General features: G+C 47.9%; 14 protein-coding genes and 1 tRNA gene. 2 read left to right on the forward strand and 13 right to left on the reverse strand.

Annotated elements, in window-relative coordinates:
- Positions 1–2: 2 nt before the first annotated feature.
- From hemC to HNR77_RS08445, 12 genes are all read right to left on the reverse strand, one after another.
- A complete protein-coding gene (gene hemC, locus HNR77_RS08390; protein WP_184182489.1) occupies positions 3–959 on the reverse strand; it encodes a hydroxymethylbilane synthase in 957 nt (318 codons plus the stop codon).
- A 2-nt stretch (positions 960–961) separates the two neighbouring features.
- Positions 962–1,612 carry a precorrin-2 dehydrogenase/sirohydrochlorin ferrochelatase family protein gene (locus tag HNR77_RS08395; RefSeq protein WP_184182491.1) on the reverse strand — a complete coding sequence of 217 codons (651 nt, stop codon included), beginning with the start codon at positions 1,610–1,612 and terminating at the stop codon, positions 962–964.
- Between the two features lie 5 nt (positions 1,613–1,617).
- Positions 1,618–2,445: a cytochrome c biogenesis protein CcsA gene (gene ccsA / locus HNR77_RS08400; RefSeq protein ID WP_397366477.1), complete on the reverse strand. Its 828-nt coding sequence runs from the start codon at positions 2,443–2,445 to the stop codon at positions 1,618–1,620.
- Between the two features lie 14 nt (positions 2,446–2,459).
- On the reverse strand, positions 2,460–3,845 hold the full coding sequence (gene hemA / locus HNR77_RS08405; RefSeq protein ID WP_184182493.1) for a glutamyl-tRNA reductase: 1,386 nt from the start codon (positions 3,843–3,845) through the stop codon (positions 2,460–2,462).
- 356 nt (positions 3,846–4,201) lie between these two features.
- Positions 4,202–4,867, reverse strand: a complete 666-nt coding sequence (yihA, locus tag HNR77_RS08410) for a ribosome biogenesis GTP-binding protein YihA/YsxC (RefSeq protein ID WP_184182495.1) — start codon at positions 4,865–4,867, stop codon at positions 4,202–4,204.
- A 273-nt stretch (positions 4,868–5,140) separates the two neighbouring features.
- Positions 5,141–7,480 carry an endopeptidase La gene (gene lon / locus HNR77_RS08415; protein ID WP_184182497.1) on the reverse strand — a complete coding sequence of 780 codons (2,340 nt, stop codon included), beginning with the start codon at positions 7,478–7,480 and terminating at the stop codon, positions 5,141–5,143.
- Positions 7,481–7,566: 86 nt separating this feature from the next.
- On the reverse strand, positions 7,567–9,324 hold the full coding sequence (gene lonB / locus HNR77_RS08420; RefSeq protein WP_184182499.1) for an ATP-dependent protease LonB: 1,758 nt from the start codon (positions 9,322–9,324) through the stop codon (positions 7,567–7,569).
- Positions 9,325–9,501: 177 nt separating this feature from the next.
- A complete protein-coding gene (gene ispG, locus HNR77_RS08425) occupies positions 9,502–10,599 on the reverse strand; it encodes a flavodoxin-dependent (E)-4-hydroxy-3-methylbut-2-enyl-diphosphate synthase (RefSeq protein ID WP_184182501.1) in 1,098 nt (365 codons plus the stop codon).
- Between the two features lie 120 nt (positions 10,600–10,719).
- Positions 10,720–11,973, reverse strand: a complete 1,254-nt coding sequence (clpX, locus tag HNR77_RS08430) for an ATP-dependent protease ATP-binding subunit ClpX (protein WP_184182503.1) — start codon at positions 11,971–11,973, stop codon at positions 10,720–10,722.
- A 12-nt stretch (positions 11,974–11,985) separates the two neighbouring features.
- Positions 11,986–12,576: an ATP-dependent Clp endopeptidase proteolytic subunit ClpP gene (gene clpP, locus HNR77_RS08435; protein ID WP_090919143.1), complete on the reverse strand. Its 591-nt coding sequence runs from the start codon at positions 12,574–12,576 to the stop codon at positions 11,986–11,988.
- Positions 12,577–12,961: 385 nt separating this feature from the next.
- On the reverse strand, positions 12,962–14,302 hold the full coding sequence (gene tig, locus HNR77_RS08440; protein ID WP_184182505.1) for a trigger factor: 1,341 nt from the start codon (positions 14,300–14,302) through the stop codon (positions 12,962–12,964).
- A gap of 135 nt (positions 14,303–14,437) precedes the next feature.
- Positions 14,438–15,388 carry a hypothetical protein gene (locus HNR77_RS08445; RefSeq protein ID WP_184183113.1) on the reverse strand — a complete coding sequence of 317 codons (951 nt, stop codon included), beginning with the start codon at positions 15,386–15,388 and terminating at the stop codon, positions 14,438–14,440.
- 230 nt (positions 15,389–15,618) lie between these two features.
- On the opposite strand from HNR77_RS08445, the gene HNR77_RS08450 reads away from it, so the two are divergent.
- A tRNA-Arg gene (locus tag HNR77_RS08450) sits at positions 15,619–15,692 on the forward strand.
- 1,052 nt (positions 15,693–16,744) lie between these two features.
- Entirely contained in the window at positions 16,745–18,004 is a 1,260-nt protein-coding gene (locus HNR77_RS08455; protein ID WP_184182507.1) for a CynX/NimT family MFS transporter, read from the forward strand.
- Positions 18,005–18,188: 184 nt separating this feature from the next.
- Here the strand turns inward: HNR77_RS08455 and HNR77_RS30235 are convergent, their stop codons facing one another.
- Positions 18,189–22,244, reverse strand: coding sequence for a S8 family serine peptidase (locus HNR77_RS30235; protein ID WP_260410423.1), 4,056 nt, complete (start codon positions 22,242–22,244; stop codon positions 18,189–18,191).
- Between the last annotated feature and the right edge of the window lie 244 nt (positions 22,245–22,488).

Genomic DNA, 22,488 nt, shown 5'->3' on the forward strand with positions numbered 1-22,488 from the left:
CTTCATCCCCTAACTTCAGCCAGTATCTGTTCCGCTCCGCGATCAATTAATCTCCAGGCCACTTCTTCTCCCAAACGGGCCGGATCTTTGCCGCTCAATGTTTCCTTGAGAATCAATCCACCATCTGGTGAACCGACCATACCTGTTAATTGTAACTTGTTTTCACCGTTCAGGGAATCTGCATCTTGACCTGGCACCCATACCGCATGTGCGCCGATAGGCACCTGACAGCCTCCGTTCAACACACTGAGAAAACGGCGTTCTGCCATAACTGGTGAAGCGGTTGCCGGGTCATTATACAAGGATAGAAGATGCAGCAGCTCCTCATCATCCTCCCTGCACTCAATGCCCAGTGCGCCTTGGCCTACAGCCGGAAGACAGGCCTCCTCGGACAAATACTCCGTAATCCGATCCTGCCAGCCCATTCGATACAAGCCGGCCGCCGCCAAAATAATCGCATCCAGTCCTTCCGTTTCCAGCTTACGCAAACGAGAGTCAATGTTGCCACGAATCGATTCTAACTGGAGGTCGGGGCGGTAAGCCTTCAATTGACTTGACCTGCGCAGACTGCTTGTACCAACCCGTGCTCCCTCTGGCAGCTGATCGAGCGTGAGTCCTTCGCGTGATACTAGCGCATCCCGTGGGTCTGCTCGCCGGGGAACTGCACCATTGATTAAACCCTCCGGCAATTCCGAAGGCATATCCTTCATACTGTGCACAGCCATATCAATCGTACGATCCAGCATCGCCTGTTCAATTTCCTTAACAAACAGCCCTTTGCCGCCCACTTTCGACAATGTGACATCCAATATGAGGTCACCTTTGGTCACAATTTTATGTACCTCAAAATCAAAAGCTAAGCCTTCTCGCTCACAGATGTCTCGTAAATCCTGAATAACGTATCCGGTCTGGGTTAACGCCAGAGCGCTCTGTCTGCTGCCCACTTTAATTGTACGCATATCTACATTTCCTCCTGATTACGGGATATCCAGTCCCCGATTTCTTCTGCAGTCCACCATTGAAACTGACCTGTGCGTATCTGATCAAGTATATCCATCTCCGTCAGACGACGCAGCAGCTTGCTTCTTATCACCGGGGACAATGCCCGAGATTTAATCTCCATTCTCATCTGGTGCAAAAAATCAAGATACGTCTCGTATTCATCTCCAAACTGCTGTTCCAGCAAGGCACGAATCTCGGCCGCCGCCGCAGGTCCTGCGCCCGCAGTCGAGATCGCAATGCTTAACCGCCCTCGTCTTACCACACTCGGCGTAATAAAACTGCTGTTGCCGGAAGAGATGGCATCATTCACCAGGATGGAGGCGGCTTCAGCCTCCTCTACTACAGCAGTGTTCACTTGCAAATCATCTGTTGCTGCATATACGAGAAAGGCCCCCCGCAAATCTCCATTGCGGTAGGACCGGGCTATCCACTCGAATCGGGATTCCTGATGCAGTTGTTCGAGAGCAGGCGTAAGCTGCGGGCTGACTACCGTAATTCGGGCCTCCCCCTGCAACAACCCCTTCACTTTACGCTCGGCGACACGACCGCCACCAATCACCAGGACGGGCTTGCCTGAAGTATTCACATAAATCGGCGTGTAGTGTTTCATACCTCTCACTCTCCCGTCCAGCGATGAAACGCTGAATACGCGTTGGATATAAAGCTGATAATGACAAATGCATATCCGATTAATGTCCATCTGGACATGACCATCATGGAAAACTGCTTTCTCCGCTTCACTACAAAATAACCAACATAAATAGCGATAGCCAGACCGGTCGCAATGACTTTCAGGTCGAGCAGCAGATGCCAGCGACGTTCTGCCACGATGGACAAAACCGCCAGCACTATGGATACACCCAAAAGCGGCGTGCCAATCAAGGTTGCACCATCCATGTATTTGCCAATGACTTCAAGGCTGGGCAAACGTCGTACCGTTTCATTCCACTTTTTGTTTTTCAATCTGTGATGCAGGAACAGATATAACAGTGCAAAGACGGACGCCACCGTCAAAGCTGCAAACCCCAGATTGGCCAGCGTAATATGCATAATTAACAAACCATGAACAGTCTGCCAATTGTGCAATGATATTTCACCCGCTGTAAACCATAAGCGATTGAGCACGGTCACTGAAAATCCTACAATGTTAAGCAGTAGAATAACAAACTCTGACCGCTGGACCCGGGTCATAATCAGCGACATCAGCACAATGCTGAACGAAAAGATAAACAAAAAGTCAAACGTTGTATATATAGGGAAGTGGCCTTCAATCCACATCCGCATCATAACATGAGTCACCTGTAGCCCCAAAACAACAACAAGAAACCCTGTGCCTGTCCGCTTCGCCCCCGCATTGCGTCGAATGCAGTCCGAGAAATAGAACAGTAGGCTCAGGGCATACATATAAATTAAAGCTTCATAGACTTGCTCAGCAAGGGTCAAGCTGCCCACCTGCCTTATACGCCTGCCGGGACATATGCCGGCACGGGGTCTTGCCGGTTTTCGTTAAACTGAACCGCTGGCTTGCGCAGAGCTGTTGCGTCACTCTGATTTACTTTTTCAGCAGCCATCTCAACTGCATCCTCCAGCGCGAAAATCTGCGTAAACATGCGCAGCGCCTCGTCGCCTTGCTTCGTACCTGCCATTTCCTTGATCCGGTTAATCGGATCGGTAGTCATTTGATTCACAATGCTTTTCGTCAAACGACGAATCACTTTACGCTGATGCTCATCCAGCTCTGGCAGCTTGTTGAACAGGCTATCCATCGTCTCTTCATGAATGGACACACCCTTCTCCTGTAAAGCCCGAATGACCGGACGAACGCCAAGCGTTCTGAGCCATTGATAATAATCCTCCATCTCCAGCTCAATCATTCTCTCAATCTTCGCCGCTTCTACCTTGCGCATCTCCAGATTACTCTCTACAATGCCTTCCAGATCGTCAATATCGTAGAGGAATACGTTCGAGATTTCGCCAATCGCCGGATCAATGTCACGCGGTACAGCAATGTCAATCAGGAACAGCGGACGTGATTGGCGGCGCTTCATGCTTTCCCGAACAATACCTGCATCGAGAATGTAACGCTCTGCTCCAGTAGAGCTGATGACGATGTCAACCTCACTCAGTCTCTCAAGCGCCTGCTCCATGGTACAAGGTGTTCCGCGGAATTTGCTTGCAAGCTCCTCGGCTCTTGCCAGGGTGCGATTGGCTACAATAACTTCGGATGCCCCGTTGGCGTACAGATGTTTTACGGTAAGTTCACTCATCTTCCCGGCACCCAGAATCAGCACCTTCTTGTCTGTGAACATACCAAAAATACGCTTGCCCAGCTCCACCGCAGCATAGCTGACCGAAACGGCACTTTCCCCGATGGAAGTCTCCGAGTGAGCCCGCTTGCCCAGTGTAACGGCCTGTTTAAACAGCTTGTTAAACCAAGTGCCCGTTGCCTTTTCCTCCTGCGCTTTGAAAAAAGCCTGTTTCACCTGGCCCAGAATCTGAGTCTCTCCAATGACCATTGAATCCAGTCCGCAAATCACCCGGAACAGATGGCGCATGGCTTGATCATCTTCATATATATATAAGTGTTGCGTAAATTCTTCGCGTGGAACGTTAAACCATTGCTCCATAAATGTTCGAATAAAATAACCGCACATGTGAAGACGGTCAACCACAACGTACAATTCAGTACGATTACAAGTGGCTACGATTACACCTTCCAATACACTCTTGGTCAGCTTGAGCTTCTGCAGCGCTTCAGACAAGTCCTTTTCTGCAAATGTGAATCGTTCTCTGACCTCTACAGGCGCCGTGCGATAATTCAAACCAACAACAACGATGTGCATTGCAAGTTCACCTGCCTAATAAATTTCCAATCAAAGTGCTTACTGTATATGTCTATCCAGTTAAGATTGACATAGTTAATTATATCACACATCAAGTCCACAACCCGCCCATTTTTATGAAATGTTTATGAAATCACCATGATGATTATCATATGCATTGTCATTTATTGTAGTGTCTCACCAATGTTCACCGTTATGCGTCAAATCAAACAAATGATGCGTATTTGATTACTGCGAAGTAGTTTGAAAGCCAATACAAGACTGTTTATAGCAAATAGTCATGGAATGATTCCATGACTATTCTAAGATGCGAGAACATGATGTGTTTGTTAGGATGAGGGAACTTATTTTTTTAGCTATTGGAGATTTTCATCTTCAGGTGCTTCGTCTGCTTCAGTCTCATGGTCAGCATCCGATTCAACCGGTGCATATTTGTCTATTTGGGCATGACGAGTAATGATATCCCACAGCTCTTCCTTGCCCAGACCTTCCTCGGATGAAAAAGGTACAAACAGATCACCTGAGCGCAGACCGAGCGCTTCCTTGATGACTTTGATATGTTTGGCTCTGCGAGTCTTTGGAATCTTGTCCATCTTGGTTGCCACAACAACAAGCGGCAGTCCGTGATGACGAAGCCATTCGTTCATCATTTTGTCATCCTTGGACGGCTCATGTCTCATGTCAACCATCTGCATGACCAGCTTCAGTTCGTCCCGCTGCAGCAAATACTTCTCCATCATTTTACCCCAGGCAAAACGCTGCTCCTTGGATACCTTCGCATACCCGTATCCCGGGAAATCGACGAAATACAGGTCCTGGTTAATCTTGTAATAGTTCAGTTGTTGGGTTTTACCCGGCGTGGCGCTTGTACGCGCCAGATTTTTACGATTGATCATGCGATTGATCAGCGATGATTTACCCACATTCGAGCGCCCCGCCAGGGCAATCTCCGGCAGACCATCATCTGGATATTGTTCAGGCCGAACGGCACTGATAATAAACTCAGACTGATTGACTTTCAAATTGCATCTTTCCTCTCTTGAACTCCAGCAGCATAACATGCCTACATTTCCTGCTCGTATTATGCCATCATTCTTTCTATCATATCAAAAAAACGTATCATGTACCAAAAAAAACGCAATTATGTACCAAAAAAACATTGTTTGAACGCAAAAAAATAACTCTTTTACCCGAAAAACATCAGATTTTCGCGAGAAAAAGACCGTTCCATTGAACACCGAAGCCTCCAAAGAACGGTCCATATTCATATTATGCTGCCGAAACCGATACACCCATTATAGATGAATGCCTGCCTGTTCAACAAGCGCATGCTGCAACACCTGATCCATATGAGCTACGGGCACAAATTCCACATCTTCCTTGATGCTGTCCGGAATGTCACGCAGATCCCGTTCATTATCCTTAGGCAGTAATATTTTTTTGTATCCCGCACGGTGGGCCGCCAGTGACTTCTCTTTCAGACCGCCTATCGGCAGTACCCGTCCGCGCAGCGTAATTTCACCTGTCATGGCGATATCCTTCGACACATGTTTGTTGGTCAGAGCCGAGATCAGCGCTGTTGCCATCGTTATGCCTGCAGATGGACCATCTTTCGGAATTGCACCTTCCGGCACGTGAATGTGAATGTCGTTTTTCTCATGGAAATCAGATGCAATCCCAAGCTGCGCTGCTTTCGAACGTGTATAGCTGAATGCAGCCTGAGCTGATTCCTTCATGACATCTCCCAGTTTACCCGTAAGGGTCAGCTTGCCTGTTCCTGGCACTACGGTGACTTCAATAACGAGCGTGTCTCCGCCCACTTCCGTCCACGCCAGCCCTGTTACTGTGCCAATCTGATCTTCCAGCTCTGCCATGCCATAACGGAATTTACCCGGACCAAGATAGTCTTTAACATCATCCGGCGAGATGACAATCTGACCTTCGGTGCCCGACACAACATTCTTAGCCGCTTTCCGGCATAGTGATGCCATTTGCTGTTCCAGATTCCGCACACCCGATTCACGCGTATACTCACGAATAACCTTCAGCAGACTGTCATCTGGCACTTGCAGCTGATCTTCTTCCAGACCGTGGTCCTTTTTCTGTTTTGGAAGCAAATAGTTTTTGGAAATTTGCAGCTTTTCCAGCTCGGTATACCCCGGAATATTCAGCATTTCCATCCGGTCAAGCAGCGGACGCGGAATGTTATGCACGGTGTTCGCTGTAGTGATGAACATAACGTTGGATAAGTCAAAAGGCAGCTCTACGAAGTGATCACTAAACGTATTGTTCTGCTCCGGGTCAAGCACCTCCAGCAATGCAGCCGAAGGGTCTCCACGGAAATCAGAAGCCATCTTGTCGATCTCATCCAGTAAAAATACAGGGTTGAGTGAGCCTGCCGTTTTCATGCCCTGAATGATGCGGCCTGGCATCGCTCCTACATACGTACGGCGGTGTCCACGAATCTCTGCTTCGTCCCGAACGCCGCCCAGAGAGATGCGTACAAACTCCCGGCCCAGCGATCTCGCAATGGAACGGGCAAGGGAGGTTTTACCTACCCCTGGCGGTCCTACCAGACAGAGGATCGGTCCTTTGAGCTTTTTGACAAGCTTCTGCACAGCCAGATATTCCAGCACACGCTCTTTCGGTTTCTCCAGCCCGTAGTGATCGGCATTAAGCACGTCCTCGGCCTTCTGGATATCCAGATCGTCCTCGGTCAGCTGACTCCAAGGCAAAGCAAGCAGCCAATCCACATAATTGCGGATGACGCCCCCCTCTGCAGAGCTTGCCGGCATTTTCTCCAGTCGATCAATTTCCTTCTCGACTTTCTCTTTCACCTTGTCCGGCAGGCCAAGACTTTCCATCTGGTTGCGAAGTTCCTCAACTTCGCCCGCTCTGCCTTCTTTTTCACCAAGCTCCTTCTGGATTGCCTTCATCTGCTCACGCAAATAATATTCCTTCTGCGTTTTCTCCATCTGCTTCTTCACACGTTGGCTGATCTTGCGTTCAAGCTCAAGCACTTCGCGCTCGTTGTTCAGGATGTCGAGCAGTTTCTCCAGACGTTCACGCACGTCGATAGTCTCCAGAATTTCCTGTTTGTCCTTGATCTTCAAGGACAAATGGCTGGTAATGACATCAGCGAGTCGTCCTGGCTCTTCGATGTCGGATACGGCGGCCAGCGTCTCGGGAGTTACTTTTTTGGACAGATTAATATAATTCTCGAACTGATTCAGAACGGTACGCATCAGAGCGTCCGTCTCCGGATGACTATTCTCTTCCTCAGGCAGCTCTTGCGCCAGCACCTCGTAATAGTCCTCATTGTCCGTATATTCAATAATTTCAGCCCGTTCCAAGCCTTCCACAAGTACTCGAATGGTTCCATTGGGCAGCTTCAGCATCTGTCTTACCTTGGCTACGGTTCCAATACGGAAAATATCCTCTCGTGTGGGTTCCTCAATATTTACCTCGGCTTGGGAACATAGGAGAATCAAATGTTCTTCTACCATCGCTTTTTCTAAAGCCTTGACCGATTTCTCCCGGCCCACATCGAGATGCAGCACCATACTCGGGTAGACGAGAAGTCCTCTTAAAGGCAGTAAAGGAAAACGACGACCTTTCACTTTGCTCGGTCCCATCGCTTTCGCACCTCCAATGGCTCTCAGGTTGTAGTCATCCATTATTCTATCAAATGTTCACATAAAAAACCAATGAAGGGAAGCGCTTAGCAGCTTCCCGAATCTGTAACACGTCCCGGGCGAGGTAACTCTGCCCGTAAATAAGAAGCGGATGCCGGAGGAAAAATGTCCGTTTTCGGTGCCGTCGTCTCCTCTGCCACCACCTGCTGCTCCACTTGCTGCACTCCCGGCTCCACGCCAAACACTTCACGAAATACATCCTGAACCGTATCTACCGGGATTACCCGCAAGCCATCCAGATTGTCAAAAATGGACTGCCAGTTCTCCGCCGGTATAATGACCGTCTTCGCCCCAGCCTGAAAAGCCGCCTCCACCTTTGCCAGCACGCCGCCTATCGGCTTCACGCGCCCGTGGATACTGATCTCACCCGTCATCGCTATCTCATGATCTACAGGGCGCCCTTGAATGGCCGAAGCAATCGCTGTCGCCATGGCAATGCCCGCTGATGGGCCATCAATCGGCGTACCACCCGGGAAATTCACATGCAAATCGTAATCGCTCGTGCGAATCCCCATCGCTTTCAAAACGGTTAACACATTCTCAACCGAGCCTTTCGCCATACTTTTCCGCCGGAGTGTACGAGAACCGCCTCCAATCTCTTCCTCATCCACAACACCCGTAATGTTGATACGTCCTTGCTCTTTGGGTGCAGGAACAGCGGATACCTCGATCTCCAGAATCGTGCCCATATTGGGCCCATACACAGCAAGCCCGTTAACAAAACCGACCTGAGGCTGTGACGGCACTTTGCGATCCGGCCTTGGCTGAATCTGACTGCTGCCTGCAACCCACTCTACATCAGAAGCCTGAAGTGTCTCGCGCTTCTCCGTGAGCGCAAGGCCCGCGGCCAGCTGTATAATGTTGACCGCCTCGCGACCGTTGGTCGCATAACGCTTGACCACATCAACCGCTTCCGGACAAGGACTGAATCCGATTTTCTGCACAGCATCTTCTGCAATTCTGCCAATCTCCTCCGGCAGCAGTGGACGGAAATAGACCTCCATACACCGCGAACGCAGGGCAGGCGGGAGCTCGTGCGGGGAACGGGTCGTTGCACCGACAAGGCGAAAATCCGCAGGCAGACCATTTTGAAAAATATCGTGGATATAAGCAGGAGTATGCGTATCCTCCGAGTTATAGTACGCACTTTCCAAAAAGACCTTGCGATCCTCCAGCACTTTGAGCAGCTTATTCATCTGAATGGAATGTAATTCTCCAATTTCATCAATAAAAAGCATGCCGCCATGTGCTTTGGTCACCGCCCCCGGCTTCGGTTGAGGAATACCGGCAACACCCATCGCTCCTGCGCCCTGATAGATGGGATCATGAACGGAACCAATCAATGGATCAGCGATTCCGCGCTCATCGAAACGTGCTGTTGTTGCATCCAGTTCCGTGAATTTTGCATCTGCCTTGAAAGGAGATGACGGATTTTTCTTTGCTTCTTCCAGCACGACTCTGGCTGCGGCAGTTTTGCCAACTCCCGGCGGTCCATAAATAATAACGTGCTGCGGATTGGCACTGCATAGAGCTGCCTTGAGCGCACGCAGACCGTCTTTTTGCCCGACGATATCGTTAATGGTTGCCGGACGTGTCTTCTCCGCGAGCGGCTTGGTGAGCGAGATGGAACGCAGCTTGCGCAGCTTCTCAAGCTCCTTGCGGGATTCACGCTCAACGGCCGTACGGTTTGTTTTCTGGCCGCGAAGCAAATTCCAGAAGTATAACCCGATTACCACTCCAAAAAATAACTGTATCAACATGAATACCATGCCAAGCTCACCCATATTTCAACATCCTCCTGTTCTGTACTTCTTCTCATCTGTGATCATGCTAATACTTGGTAGTATAGCCTTTTCACCGAGACGTAAACGGGAGAAGCTGAATTTGTACTGAGAATTTATTCGAAGAATACGTAAAAAGCCCGCCAGGAATGGCGAGCCTTCAATAAATGTTAACGAAAATTAGTGCGAACGTCCAGGGATAACCCCTGTCTCTTCATACGCTTCAACGATTTTGTCGATTTCTTTTTTCAGTTCCTCGACCATAATCTCTTCCGGCACTTTACGAATCATTTTACCATGACGGAACAAGAGACCTTCTCCACGGGCACCTGCAATACCGATATCCGCTTCTTTGGCTTCACCCGGACCATTTACTGCACAACCTAGCACGGACACTTTGATCGGCACCTTCAGCTTGGAAATATACTCTTCCACCTCGTTAGCAATGGAGAACAGATCAATATCCAAACGCCCGCAGGTCGGACAAGAAATCAGTGTAGCTGCATTGGAAATCAGCCCAAACGTTTTGAGCAAATCGCGTGCAACCTTGATCTCCTCGACAGGATCAGCGCTCAGCGAGATCCGCATCGTAGAACCGATACCCATAGAGAGTAAGGCCCCCATACCTGCTGAACTTTTGATCGTACCCGAGAATAGTGTACCTGCCTCGGTAATTCCGAGGTGCAGTGGATACGGAATAATCTGAGCCGCTTTCGTATATGCTTCAATCGCCATTGGGACATCCGATGCCTTGAGAGATACGATAATATCATGGAAATCAAGCTCTTCGAGAATACCGATGTGATACAAAGCACTTTCAACCATGGCATCAGCTGTAGGATAACCGTATTTTTCGAGTAAATGGTTCTCCAGTGAACCTGCATTCACCCCGATGCGAATCGGGATGCCTTTATCTTTACAAGCCTTCACAACCTCTTCAACCTTGGCACGTTTACCGATGTTACCCGGATTAATCCGTACTTTATCAATGCCGTTCTCGATGGCTAACAGAGCGAGCTTATAGTTAAAATGAATATCAGCAACCAGCGGAATGTGAATCCGCTTTTTGATTTCTTTAATCGCTGCCGCAGCTTCTTCGTTATTAACGGTTACACGCACCACCTGGCATCCCGCTTCCTCCAAGCGCAAAATCTCTGCGACTGTGGCCTCCACATCTGCTGTTTTGGTCGTACACATACTCTGGATAATAACCTCGTTGCTGCCGCCAATCGTCAAATTCCCTACTTTCACGGGACGGGTATCCTGTCTTAAATACATGAGTGATTTCTCTCCCCACAACGTCAAAGCTCCACTCTGACAAAAGACTAAATAAACGCCTTCTGCCCAAGTGGAGAACTGACAAGTCTATATTTCAGAGCTCAGCCGAAGAAGTGCCGCTTAGGCACTTTCCTCCTGCTTATCGTCCTTCGATTGGCCAAGTTCAGGCACAACTTTCTTCTCAACGACTTCTTCGGTGATGACACAGCTGGTCACATCTTCACGTGAAGGCACTTCATACATGATATCCAGCATGATGCTTTCAATGATTGCACGCAAACCACGTGCACCCGTGTTACGCTTGATCGCTTCTTTGGCGATCGCCAGCAACGCACCCGGTTCAAACACCAGGTTTACATTGTCCAGCTCAAGCAGTTTTTGATATTGCTTCGTCAAGGCATTTTTCGGTTCGGACAAAATCCGCACCAACGTATCCTCATCCAGCGGCTCCAAAGTAGAGATCACTGGCAGACGACCTACAAATTCAGGGATCAGACCGAATTTCAGCAAGTCTTCCGGCAATACCAAGCCCAGGTATTCACCCGGTTTCAAATCTTTTTGCTCCGTAGCGGCATTAAAGCCAATGACTTTTTTACCGATCCGGCGTTTGATCATCTGCTCGAGGCCGTCAAAAGCACCACCGCAGATAAACAGAATGTTTGTTGTATCAATCTGAATGAATTCCTGATGCGGATGCTTACGGCCGCCCTGCGGCGGTACAGAAGCAACGGTGCCTTCAAGAATTTTCAGCAATGCTTGCTGCACACCTTCACCGGATACGTCACGTGTAATGGACGGATTCTCCGATTTACGTGCCACTTTATCAATCTCATCAATATAGATAATGCCGCGCTCTGCTTTTTCCACATCATAGTCAGCCGCCTGGATGAGCTTGAGCAGAATGTTCTCAACATCCTCACCCACGTACCCCGCTTCTGTCAATGAAGTTGCGTCCGCAATAGCAAAAGGAACGTTCAAAATTTTTGCCATCGTTTGTGCAAGCAGCGTTTTACCGGAACCCGTAGGCCCTAACAGCAAAATGTTACTTTTGGACAGCTCGACATCCTCAATTTTGCTTTGTGTATTAATCCGCTTGTAGTGGTTGTACACTGCAACAGACAAGGATTTTTTCGCTTGTTCCTGGCCAATAACATATTGATCCAGAATATCACGAATTTCTTTTGGTTTCGGAATATCTTTCAGGTCCAATTCTTCATCATGACCAAGTTCTTCCTCTACAATCTCGGTGCAAAGTTCAATACATTCATCACAGATGTACACGCCTGGTCCTGCAACCAGTTTACGTACCTGTTCTTGAGATTTACCGCAAAAAGAGCATTTCAGCTGCCCTTTCTCGTCGTTAAATTTAAACATGAAACCACCCCTTTAGGAATTGATCGGTCTGCTGAGCACCTGGTCAATAATGCCGTACGTTTTCGCTTCTTCAGCGCTCATGAAAAAGTCACGGTCTGTATCCCGCTCAATTTTATCAAGGGGCTGACCTGTACGATCAACATATATTTGATTCAGTTTCTGACGAGTTTTAATGATCCATTCGGCGTGAATTTTAATATCCGCAGCCTGTCCCTGTACGCCGCCAAGCGGCTGGTGAATCATGACTTCACTGTTCGTAAGCGCGTATCTTTTGCCAGGAGCACCTGCCGTCAGCAATAGAGAACCCATGCTTGCTGCCATGCCTACGCAAATGGTCGATACATCAGGCTTGATAAATTGCATCGTATCGTATATACCCATCCCTGCAGTAACAGAACCACCAGGTGAATTAATGTACAAGCTGATATCCTTCTCCGGATCATCGGCTGCCAAAAACAAAAGCTGAGCTATGACAAGATTGGCTACATCGTCATCAATCGCACTGGTTAGAAAAATAATGCGATCCTTCAGCAAACGTGAATATATATCGTAAGAACGCTCGCCTCGATTGGTTTGTTCAACAACCATTGGCACCAGACTCATGAGACCAACCTCTTTTCTACATGTAATTAGACATAGGCTGACTGTAAAGCAAACCCAAAATCATTTTAACATGTTCCTGTGACAATGTCATTTTTCAGGAATCATGTCATCTTGCGGTTGTTTACGATTTAGCCTGATCATATTTAACCATGTTTTCTATGTATGTGCAAATTACAACCATCCTATGCCGCCTTGCCTTTTTTTATTTCACCTGAAGTGCAAAGGAGTAAAATTTATGGGGAAAGGGCACAGTGCAACAAAAGTTAATAACATCCAAATCATCACTCATATTGCTATAAAATGGATGCTCTAATTTAAAAATAAGGCACGTAATGAACTCACGTGCCTTATCATTTATAAAGCCGCCATACTCAGACAGCTTGTCTTATTTTTCGCCAGCTTCTGCAGCAGCTTCTTCGGCTGGAGCTTCAACCGGCTCAACAACTTTGCTGTTCTCTACGAGAACGTCGATTGTTTTGCGCAGTTTAACTTCATCGCGAAGGCTCTCCAGAGAACCGTTGCCTTCGAGGATGCCACGAATCTCTTCAGCAGGACGCTTGTAGGATTCAGCCATTTTCTCGAGCTCTTGGTTCACTTCTTCGTCGGATACTTCGATGTTTTCCGCTTTGCCTACTGCTTCAAGCACCAGGTTGTTGCGTACACGCTTCGCAGCATCATCTTGCATTTGTGCTCTCAGATCAGCTTGAGTTTGACCGGAGAAGCTCAGGAACATTTCAAGGTTCATACCTTGGTTGCGAAGACGGTTGTCGAAATCACGCATCATGTTCTGTACTTCGCTCTCAACCATTGCAGAAGGGATATCCACTTCAGCATTCTCAGCTACTTTTTCTACAACTGCATTTTCCTGTGCAGCTTTGAACTCATCAGCTTTACGGGATTCCAGTTGTGTTTTGAGGTCAGCTTTGTACTCTTCAAGAGTATCAAATTCACTAACATCTTTAGCAAACTCATCATCCAGTTCTGGAAGCTGTTTGCGTTTGATTTCATGAACTTTCACTTTGAATACCGCTTGTTTGCCAGCCAGTTCAGCTGCATGGTAGCTCTCCGGGAAAGTTACTTCCACGTCTTTGAAGTCGCCAGTGGACAGACCCACGACTTGCTCTTCAAAGCCAGGAATGAATGTGTTGGAACCCAGTTCCAGGGAGTAACGCTCTGCTTTACCACCTTCGAAAGGTACACCATCAACAGAACCGTCGAAGTCGATTACAGCAACATCGCCGTTCGCTGCAGCGCCTTCGTCAACTACAACCAGTTCGGCATGACGCTGTTGCAGACGCTCCAGCTCTTCTGTTACTTCTGCATCGGTTACTTCAGATTTAGCTACAGCAACTTCGATTCCTTTGTAGTCACCCAGAGTAACTTCAGGTTTCACGGTTACTTTAGCTTTAAATTTGAAAGATTGCCCTTTGGCAAATTGCTCGATGTCAACATCAGGACGATCTACCGGGAAGATATCCGTTTGGTCAATCGCTTCTGTGTAAGCTTCAGGAAGCAAAATGTCGATTGCGTCTTGATAAAGGCTCTCTACCCCGAAACGAGCTTCGAAGATGGAACGTGGCACTTTACCTTTACGGAATCCAGGCACGTTTGCTTGTTTAACTACTTTATTAAAAGCTTTGTCAAGTGCTGCAGTTACACGATCTGCACCGACTTCAACCTCAAGAACCCCAAGGTTCTTCTCTATCTTTTCCCAAGTTGCTTTCATTGTATACTTTCCCCTCCAAAATTCACATGTTCACGTAGGCGATCACGCACAAAATAACCATTTTAGTATAAACAAGTTTACATTCTTTTTCAAGGGGAATCCCTTGATACGGTTTAAGGTAAACGTTTCCGTCCTTTATTTGCTATCCAAACCGGCAGAAACAAACTGTTTCATAGAGCGATATGCCTGCTCCAGCCGGAACCTCATTGCACCAGTTACAGCGTACATTGAGCGCGTATTCTCTTCATCATGCGAACCGCCGAGACTGTCCGCCACCGTCATATGTAGTGCAGCGGCCCATATGTCTGCCATCGCATCATTATCCTCAAGCATGGACTGGTAATCCCGCGTTCCGTAGACTGCCATTACATATTGTATCCACAGTTCCTGGGCAAAATAAAAGAGCGTAGGCTCATGAACCTCCGTCTGATCCGCCACCCGTTCCAGAATCTGCACGATCTGCAGCGGAAACTCTTCCGGCTTGAGCGGTACGGCTGCCACATCAATTTCTACCTGTTCTTCGCCCCTGGTAAATTGAATGATCTCCTGCAGCCCTCTACGGCGCAAGGTTTGCAGCACTCTGAACTGCAACAGTGGATGAAGCGGCTTCGTTTGCAGCCAGTGAACAAGTTCCTCATCTACCTTGGAAACGTCCAGAAAGGCCAGCTGCTCCAGCGCCAGCATCGTCTGTTCAGACAACGGCCCTTCCATAACTGTACGAAGAAGCTTGTCGGCGTAACCGTCATCCTGTGCAAGCTTTAACTTGGCATGCTGCCGAGCCATCTCTTCCTCGCTGACCTCTTCCTCGTCATCCTGCTCTGGCTCGACTGTGCGACTCGCTGGCGTTTCCATCGCTTCATATTGAGGAAAGGCTGCCTGGAGCCACTCCAGCAGGGCACGCCATTCATCGTAATGACGCTCTTCCTGTCCCTGGCATTGCAGCAAAAAGCGAAGCAATTCCATCGCTTCACCATATCGTTCATTTTCAAGCATTACCGTCAGTTGTATCTGATAGTAGTCCAGCGTTTTTGGAAACAGCACGATCTTGTTATTGTGCGAGGTTTCCGGGGTTGTAGATTCCTTGATGGGAGCACCTCCTCTGTTCCTGAATCTGCATTTGGAATCAACCGTGAATAGATATATATTAACGAATATTGATCTATTTCCCGCATTCTTCTGATATTTTAACATAACCTTAATTAGAATGAAAAAAACGTTGCGGCCGCCAAATATCATATACGAAATTGGATCGAAAATAAAACATTTGATATTATATTTTATTTATGATAAAATCATTTTTGCTTGAAAAAATTCATGTCTCAGTAGCTCAGCAGGATAGAGCAACGGCCTTCTAAGCCGTCGGTCGGGGGTTCGAATCCCTCCTGGGACGTCATAAAAAGAAGCTTCCTTCGGGAAGCTTTTTTTGCGTTCTGGGGATGAGAACCCCATGGGTTCGTCGGAGCATTTGCTTCGGGAGCTTATACTTCGCAGTCTCGACTGCAAGGAGAGTATCCCTCCTGGGACGTCATAAAAAGAAGCTTCCTTCGGGAAGCTTCTTTTTGCGTTCTGGGGATGAGAACCTCACGGGCTCGTCGGAGCATTTGCTTCAGGAGCATTCACTGCAACGTTAATCAAAATGGATGCCCGAGGCGATTGAAAGGCCGTACCACAGAGTTTCTCACTCCTTACCCGCACATCAAAACTTCTAACGAATCCAGGAGACGCTATTTGCTTTGTTTTGGGCTTTTCACAAACGTAACGATTCCCACAGACCTTATTTATTCGCATTCGCGTGTTTAATGCACTTTTCCGTGCCAATTTGACTAAATAGCGTTTGTGGGGATCGTTAGAGTTTGAAAAGCCCCTATATACGCTAAATAAGGTTTCTCAGAATCGTTAGCGTTTGAAGAGTTGAATGGGTAGGATGAATTGAACGGAGTTGGGATGGTTTGGGGTTGGGTTGGGTTGGGTTGGGTTGGGTTGGGTTGGGTTGGGTTGGGTTGGGTTGAATCAAGTTTGAGCGTATGGAGTTGGGTTTAACAAATGAATCTTTCTCATTCTATATTCTATATCATCATACGCCTATAACCCTTTCCCTTTGCTCTTACTTGTATCCAAGTAACCCTGTCCAATTTACCTGTCATCATGTAGACAACGCTTTATTTTAAAGGAGCCCAGCTCCCTACACTTACTCTCATACTCCAACTCCCTACCCTTATACTTTTTGAAAATAGACATGTTCTTGGTACGTGCCATAACAAACAGCATAAACACCACCAGAAATTGTTAACCATCCTTGTCACGACACCAGGCTAAGCGTACCAAGCGATGCATGCAATAACCATACACACGTTTGCTGTAAAGTTTTTCATTACATTGCCCCATGTTGACATGGAATGTTATGCTTGTTTAATTAGATCTACGATAAACAGGAGATTAATTATGTCATCACATACCCAACATCATCAGCACTCCCTTCCTTTGACGGAAAAAGAACAGTCCCAACGCGGGACTGAACAACCACAGCACACATCCAGAAATTATGCGTTGCTGCTTGCCGGAATTATCGTGCTTGCCGCTACGATGCGTTCCCCCATTACTGCCACTGGTCCCGTGGTGGAATTGATTCGTTCAGACACTGGCATCGGCCATACGATGGCTGGATTACTGACATCACTGCCTTTGATTGCTTTTGCAGCTGTCTCACCTTTTGCTCCGCGCCTTGCCAGACGTTTTGGGCTGGAGACCGCTCTCCTGCTTGCAGTAATCATTGTTACTGGAGGTATAACTTTACGCCTTCTTCCCTCTGTTGTCGCTTTGTATGCAGGGACAGCTCTTCTGGGATGCGGGATTGCCTTCAGCAACGTACTCTTGCCAAGTTTAATTAAACGTGATTTCCCGTTACGTGTCGGCATGGTCACAGGGCTGTACTCGGTTTCCATGAATATGTTTTCCTCGATCTCGTCAGGCATCAGTGTACCCGTGGCAGAAGCCGCTTCATTTGGATGGAGGGCCTCATTGGGAATGTGGGTCATCTTCTCTATACTGGCCGTTTTGTTATGGCTGCCCCAAGCATGGAAAGGCCGACAACAGATGTTATATGTGACCTCCCTGAATGAAGGCACACCCACTCGACTGCGGACATCTTCCCTGGCCTGGTTTGTGACACTGTTTATGGGGTTACAGTCGCTAATCTTCTATACCACCATCACCTGGCTTCCCGAAATTCTAACGGACCAAGGCTTCAGTGCCTCCTCGGCAGGCTGGATGCTTTCACTGATGCAGCTGGTGAGTGTTCCCGTAACTTTCGTTGTGCCAATCCTTGCTGGAAGAACAAAAGATCAACGACTGCTGACCACCATCACATGTACATCACTTATCTTGGGATATGCCTTGTTATTTACCGGTGTGCCTGTGCTTGTTACTATCGGAGTTGCGTTAGCCGGTGTTGGTGCAGGAGCTTCCTTTGGTCTGGTCACCATGTTTTTTGTGCTTCGCACCACTCATGCGCGGGAGGCTGCACGTTTGTCGGGAATGGCTCAATCCTTCGGATATCTGCTTGCGGCGGGCGGACCCTTGCTCTTTGGCCTGCTGCATGACTGGACCCATGGCTGGACACTGCCGCTGCTTATTCAAATCATTGTTGCGATTGTGCTTCTTATGACCGGGATTCAGGCAAGCAAAGATCGAACCATTTCTTAGTTTGGTAAAAAAACCATCAGGGACAGGATTTCGAGCCTTCCCTGTAAGCAAACAACAAGAAACGGCCTCGCCCTGTACACTCAACAGGGGAGGCCGTTTCTCATATCTCGCTTTCGTCTCTGTCACCGGCTTTATGCCGGGAGGACGAGAGCTTTACTTTTCCAGACAACATGCTCTTACGCGTTTACTTCACCTTTACCTGAATGGTATTGGTGCTTGTTGCTCCCGCAGCATTAATCAGCTCGGCCCGGTACGTATACGTGCCGGATGCCTTGCCTTTCACCGAAGTCACGGCGAATTGCGGCAGCGGGGTTGTAGCTTTGAGCGACTGTGTATCAATTAGCTCATCATTCTCGTAAAGACGATACTCGGTTGCATTGGTTCCCCACCAAAGGTTCATCATCACTTTGTAGTTGCCGTCCACATCCCAGTTGTCATGAGAGAGGGTCGCTTTGCCAGGCAGTGCATCGGTTACCCTTACTGTCAGTGTCTGACTGCGTGTGACTCCTTTGTCATTAGCAAGCTCGGCAACATAAGTGTAGGTGCCATTGGTTTTGCCTGTAATTTTCGTATGAGCAAACTGTGCCCAAGGCGCATTATAAGTCAGCTTTTGCGAATCCACCAGCACGCCATCCTCATACAGCTTGTAGCTGGTCGCATTTTCACCCCACCACATGTTCATCGTCACGGTATAGTCGCCCCCTAACAGACCATTTACAAATCCGTTATTATGGGACAAAGATGGCGTTCCGGGCGCTTTGGTCGCTGGTGTTTCCGGCTCCGTCTGTACAGACTCCACCTTGATGGTAGTGCTCGTTGTGCCGGCAAGACCCTGTTCATCTTTCACTGTTGTTTCTACAGTGTACGTACCACCCTCAATACCCTCCAACGCATAATTGAAGCTGCCATCCGTCTGAACCGTAAATGTGCCTTCTTTCAACGTTGATCCATCTTCTTTTTTCACCACGTAGGATGCTTCCAGCGCGGCGGTTGGATCAAATTGAATACTCCAGCCTTTGGCCAGTGCAGGAGCTGCACGGAAATACAGATCATCTACCGAACCGTTAATCACAACGGCATCTTCAGCTTTAAACTCCAGATTTTGCGGAGCTGTTACTGCTGGTGCTGTCTTTTTAACCAGAAACGGAGGTGTATCCTCCTTATAGGTTTTGCTGTCCGCGCCAATGGTTGTAATATCGACCGTGTACAAGCCATCCGGCAGTTCAGCGACTTCATCTGTCGTATAATCAGCATACTGACCATCCCAGGCCAGGTTGTATCGGGTATTCGCATTAAAATTATAATAATTGCCGAAAATCGAGCCAATGTATCCGTCTTGATAATAACCACCGTCCGGATCAAGGCCGTTATAGATTTCGATAAGCGCAAACGTCATTGGATTATGGAACTCCATTGCAACGTTCAATGTATCCAGAGAACCGTCTGCCTTCAACGGATAGTAGAACGGATTTTTCGCAGTTCCTTTGACTGTCTCAATGTATTTCACTCCACTGGAGGTCACATTAAAGTGAGCCACATACGGCACTGTAAATGTATTTGTTCCATTCGTAATTTCAATATACCCCTGTGCCTCTGTTACCGCTGTAACCCCGCGAGGTACGGTAACGGTTACTGCCAATTCTTCCTCCCCATTCAAAGTGAATGAAGTTTTATCTACGGCAACAGACACCCCTGGCACCGTTCGTGTCGGATTCACATTGACCGTATACTCGCCACCATTTCCGTTCAAAGCCTGAACCTTGATCGTTTTGGTCACTGTTTTTTCATCCGTGCTCATAAAGTTGCCATAGTTGATGCTGCCCGTGATGTTTTCTTTTTCAACAACCGAGCCGTTCTCGGTATACCGGGTTACATCCATGACTTTGACAAAGGCAGCAGGATCAATGGATTTTACCGCCTGAATGCGGCCTGCACCTTGATCAAATACATCATATTTCGCTGTATCCAAGATTTTAGCGTTATTCATCAGAGCAGCCTTGACATCAAAAGGCGTCCAGTCCGGGTGCTTTTCAAGCAGCAGTGCAGCCAAACCCGCTACGTGAGGAGCAGCCATACTTGTTCCACTTTTGCGATCATACGCTTGCGAATAATCAGCATCTGGTTCATCTTTGCCATAGGCAGGAACTGTTGAAAGAATGTTGGAGCCCGGTGCAACGACATCCGGTTTGATATCAAGCGTTACTTTGGCAGGCCCGCGGGAACTGGAAGAACTCATTTCGTCCCCTGGTGTCTGACTGCGCTCAAAATCACTGAAGCTCACTTCAACGGGTTGGCCTGCATCCAGCTCAGCCTTGATCACTTCGCCGTCTTCCTTGGACATGCTCAGTGTCGGGATCAGATCGAAGCTGTCACCAAGATAAACGCCGATTGGCCCCGGAATATTGTTAAATACGATAACACCTACAGCTCCAGCGGCTTTGGCATTCGCAATTTTCTCTACAAATGCAAGCTCACCACGCTGAATCAAAGCCACCTTACCTGTGAAATCCTTACCTTCAAAATCAGCCGGTTTACCCAAAGCTGCAAATTCAACAGCATACTTGTCGGTCAAAACAGATTCAGGATCAGCCGCGAGACTCCAGCCCATCACTTCCAAACGATAGACCGATTCGGTAACAGCCCGTGGCGTTTGCTCCGACTGTGCTGGTGCAGGTGTTGTCACAGTTTCATCCTGAGCGTCGGATGGTAAAACCCCGTCTGTTCCTTCTGCCGCAGGAGCAGGTACTTCTGATGTTCCTTCATTAGTCGCTGCCGTGTCTGCGGTTTGTGCAGGTTCAGTCTGATCAGGCTGGGAAGCTTGCTGTGCCTCATCAGAGACTGCTTCATTGGCAGCATTTCCGCCATTTTGTGCAGGTGCAGCCGTTTCTCCTGTATCGCCTTCCGGCGCAGTCACTCCAGTTCCACCTTCCGGTGCGTTTACTGGTGCCGATTCAGGAGTTTGTGTTTCGGGAGCACTGCCCAGTTCAGGTGTTTGCTCGTTCTCTGGAACTGGTTGCTGCTCAGGTGTTTCTTCCTCGCCCTCTTCGCCAATCCAGAAATGTGTATTAGCCGTAATCAACTGGCTGGGACCTGTCGAGTTCCCCACCGTAATCGCCATCGCGGATGCACCCGGTGAACCAAGTGTATAGCGGTTAGGGCCGCTATTACCGCTGGATACCACCGCGGTTACACCAGACAACATAGCGTTATTCAATGCAACCGATGTCACGTAGCTTGGATCATTGTTCTCGGCCCCAAGCGACAGGTTGATGACATCCATGCCGTCAGATACCGAACGGTCAATACCGCCAAGTACCCATGATGTCTGCCCATTGCCGTATGGTCCAAGAACTCGATAAGCATAGACATCCGCTTCAGGAGCGATACCAACGATACCGTAGTCTCCTGCTTCACGTGCAGCCACTGTACCTGAGACGTGTGTGCCGTGAGATGTATAGTAAGAGCTTCCTCTTTCATTAAGTTCGGGCTGACCCGATGCTTTCCACTCCTGATAAGTCGTTTCATATGGATCATTATCGTTATCTACAAAATCCCATCCGCCTTTATAGGCATCACGCAGATTCGGGTGAGTATAGTCAATCCCGGTATCAATGACACCCACTTTCACACCTTTACCTTTATATCCCAATTCCCATACTTCAGGCGCTCCGATAAAAGGTGCGGTATCCTTCATATACGGGTTGACTTCACCAGTGTCTGGTGCCAGGGTTACTTCAAGGTCAGGATATACGCTGACCACTCCTGGTATTTGAAGCAATTGTCCCAATTGATTCCCCTTCACTTCAAGGGCTACACCATTAAGGGCATATGCATAATTGTCCAGCACTTCGTGTTTGATTTTTTTCTGAGTGAGGCTATGTACAAATGACTGTTGTTGCTCTTCAACTTGAGTCACAGCCTTTGTTTCCATAGAGGAGGTAAATGATCTTCCAGAGAGGGTTGTTTCACCTTGTGCTACAGCAACAGGTTTATTGGACAGCTCAACGATGACACGAGTATTCTCTCCGCCGAGACCTTCCAGACTTTTATCCAAAAATGGATCTGCAGCAATTCGAGCCTCCCGATCGGCAAGCACTTCTCTCATCTGCTTTGCTTCGGTGCTGTTTAACGTATTATCCAGTTGAATTGCGGAATCTGCAGGAGCAGCTCCAGCAGCAGGCAGGATAAGTGAAAAAACCATAAGGACACTCAATAACATGGATATCAATCGTTTATTCAAGGTTATGCCCTCCTTCATCGTGTAAACCTCACCATAATGGGTTCTTGCTCACTTCTAAGCACTGCAATTCTTTCGACTACATTCACCGCCTATCTGCAAGATGTTTGACCCTTGGTAAATTATTCTACCAAAATATCTCATTTTCCTTCTAATTACTTACATTATGATATAGAAATTACTTATATGGGTCTTTAGTAGGTTAAACATTCGCATTTGTATATTCCTGTCGTTTGAATATTCAAAT

The organism is Paenibacillus sp. JGP012 (genome assembly GCF_014203995.1).
Lineage (GTDB): Bacteria > Bacillota > Bacilli > Paenibacillales > Paenibacillaceae > Paenibacillus > Paenibacillus silvae.

Bases quoted from the DNA above. Each gene is read 5' to 3' on its own strand.
- hemC (WP_184182489.1), bottom strand. From the start codon at position 959: ATGCGTACAATTAAAGTGGGCAGCAGACAGAGCGCTCTGGCGTTAACC.
- HNR77_RS08395 (WP_184182491.1), bottom strand. From the start codon at position 1,612: ATGAAACACTACACGCCGATTTATGTGAATACTTCAGGCAAGCCCGTC.
- hemA (WP_184182493.1), bottom strand. From the start codon at position 3,845: ATGCACATCGTTGTTGTTGGTTTGAATTATCGCACGGCGCCTGTAGAG.
- lon (WP_184182497.1), bottom strand. From the start codon at position 7,480: ATGGGACCGAGCAAAGTGAAAGGTCGTCGTTTTCCTTTACTGCCTTTA.
- lonB (WP_184182499.1), bottom strand. From the start codon at position 9,324: ATGGGTGAGCTTGGCATGGTATTCATGTTGATACAGTTATTTTTTGGA.
- ispG (WP_184182501.1), bottom strand. From the start codon at position 10,599: ATGTATTTAAGACAGGATACCCGTCCCGTGAAAGTAGGGAATTTGACG.
- clpX (WP_184182503.1), bottom strand. From the start codon at position 11,973: ATGTTTAAATTTAACGACGAGAAAGGGCAGCTGAAATGCTCTTTTTGC.
- clpP (WP_090919143.1), bottom strand. From the start codon at position 12,576: ATGAGTCTGGTGCCAATGGTTGTTGAACAAACCAATCGAGGCGAGCGT.
- tig (WP_184182505.1), bottom strand. From the start codon at position 14,302: ATGAAAGCAACTTGGGAAAAGATAGAGAAGAACCTTGGGGTTCTTGAG.
- HNR77_RS08455 (WP_184182507.1), top strand. From the start codon at position 16,745: ATGTCATCACATACCCAACATCATCAGCACTCCCTTCCTTTGACGGAA.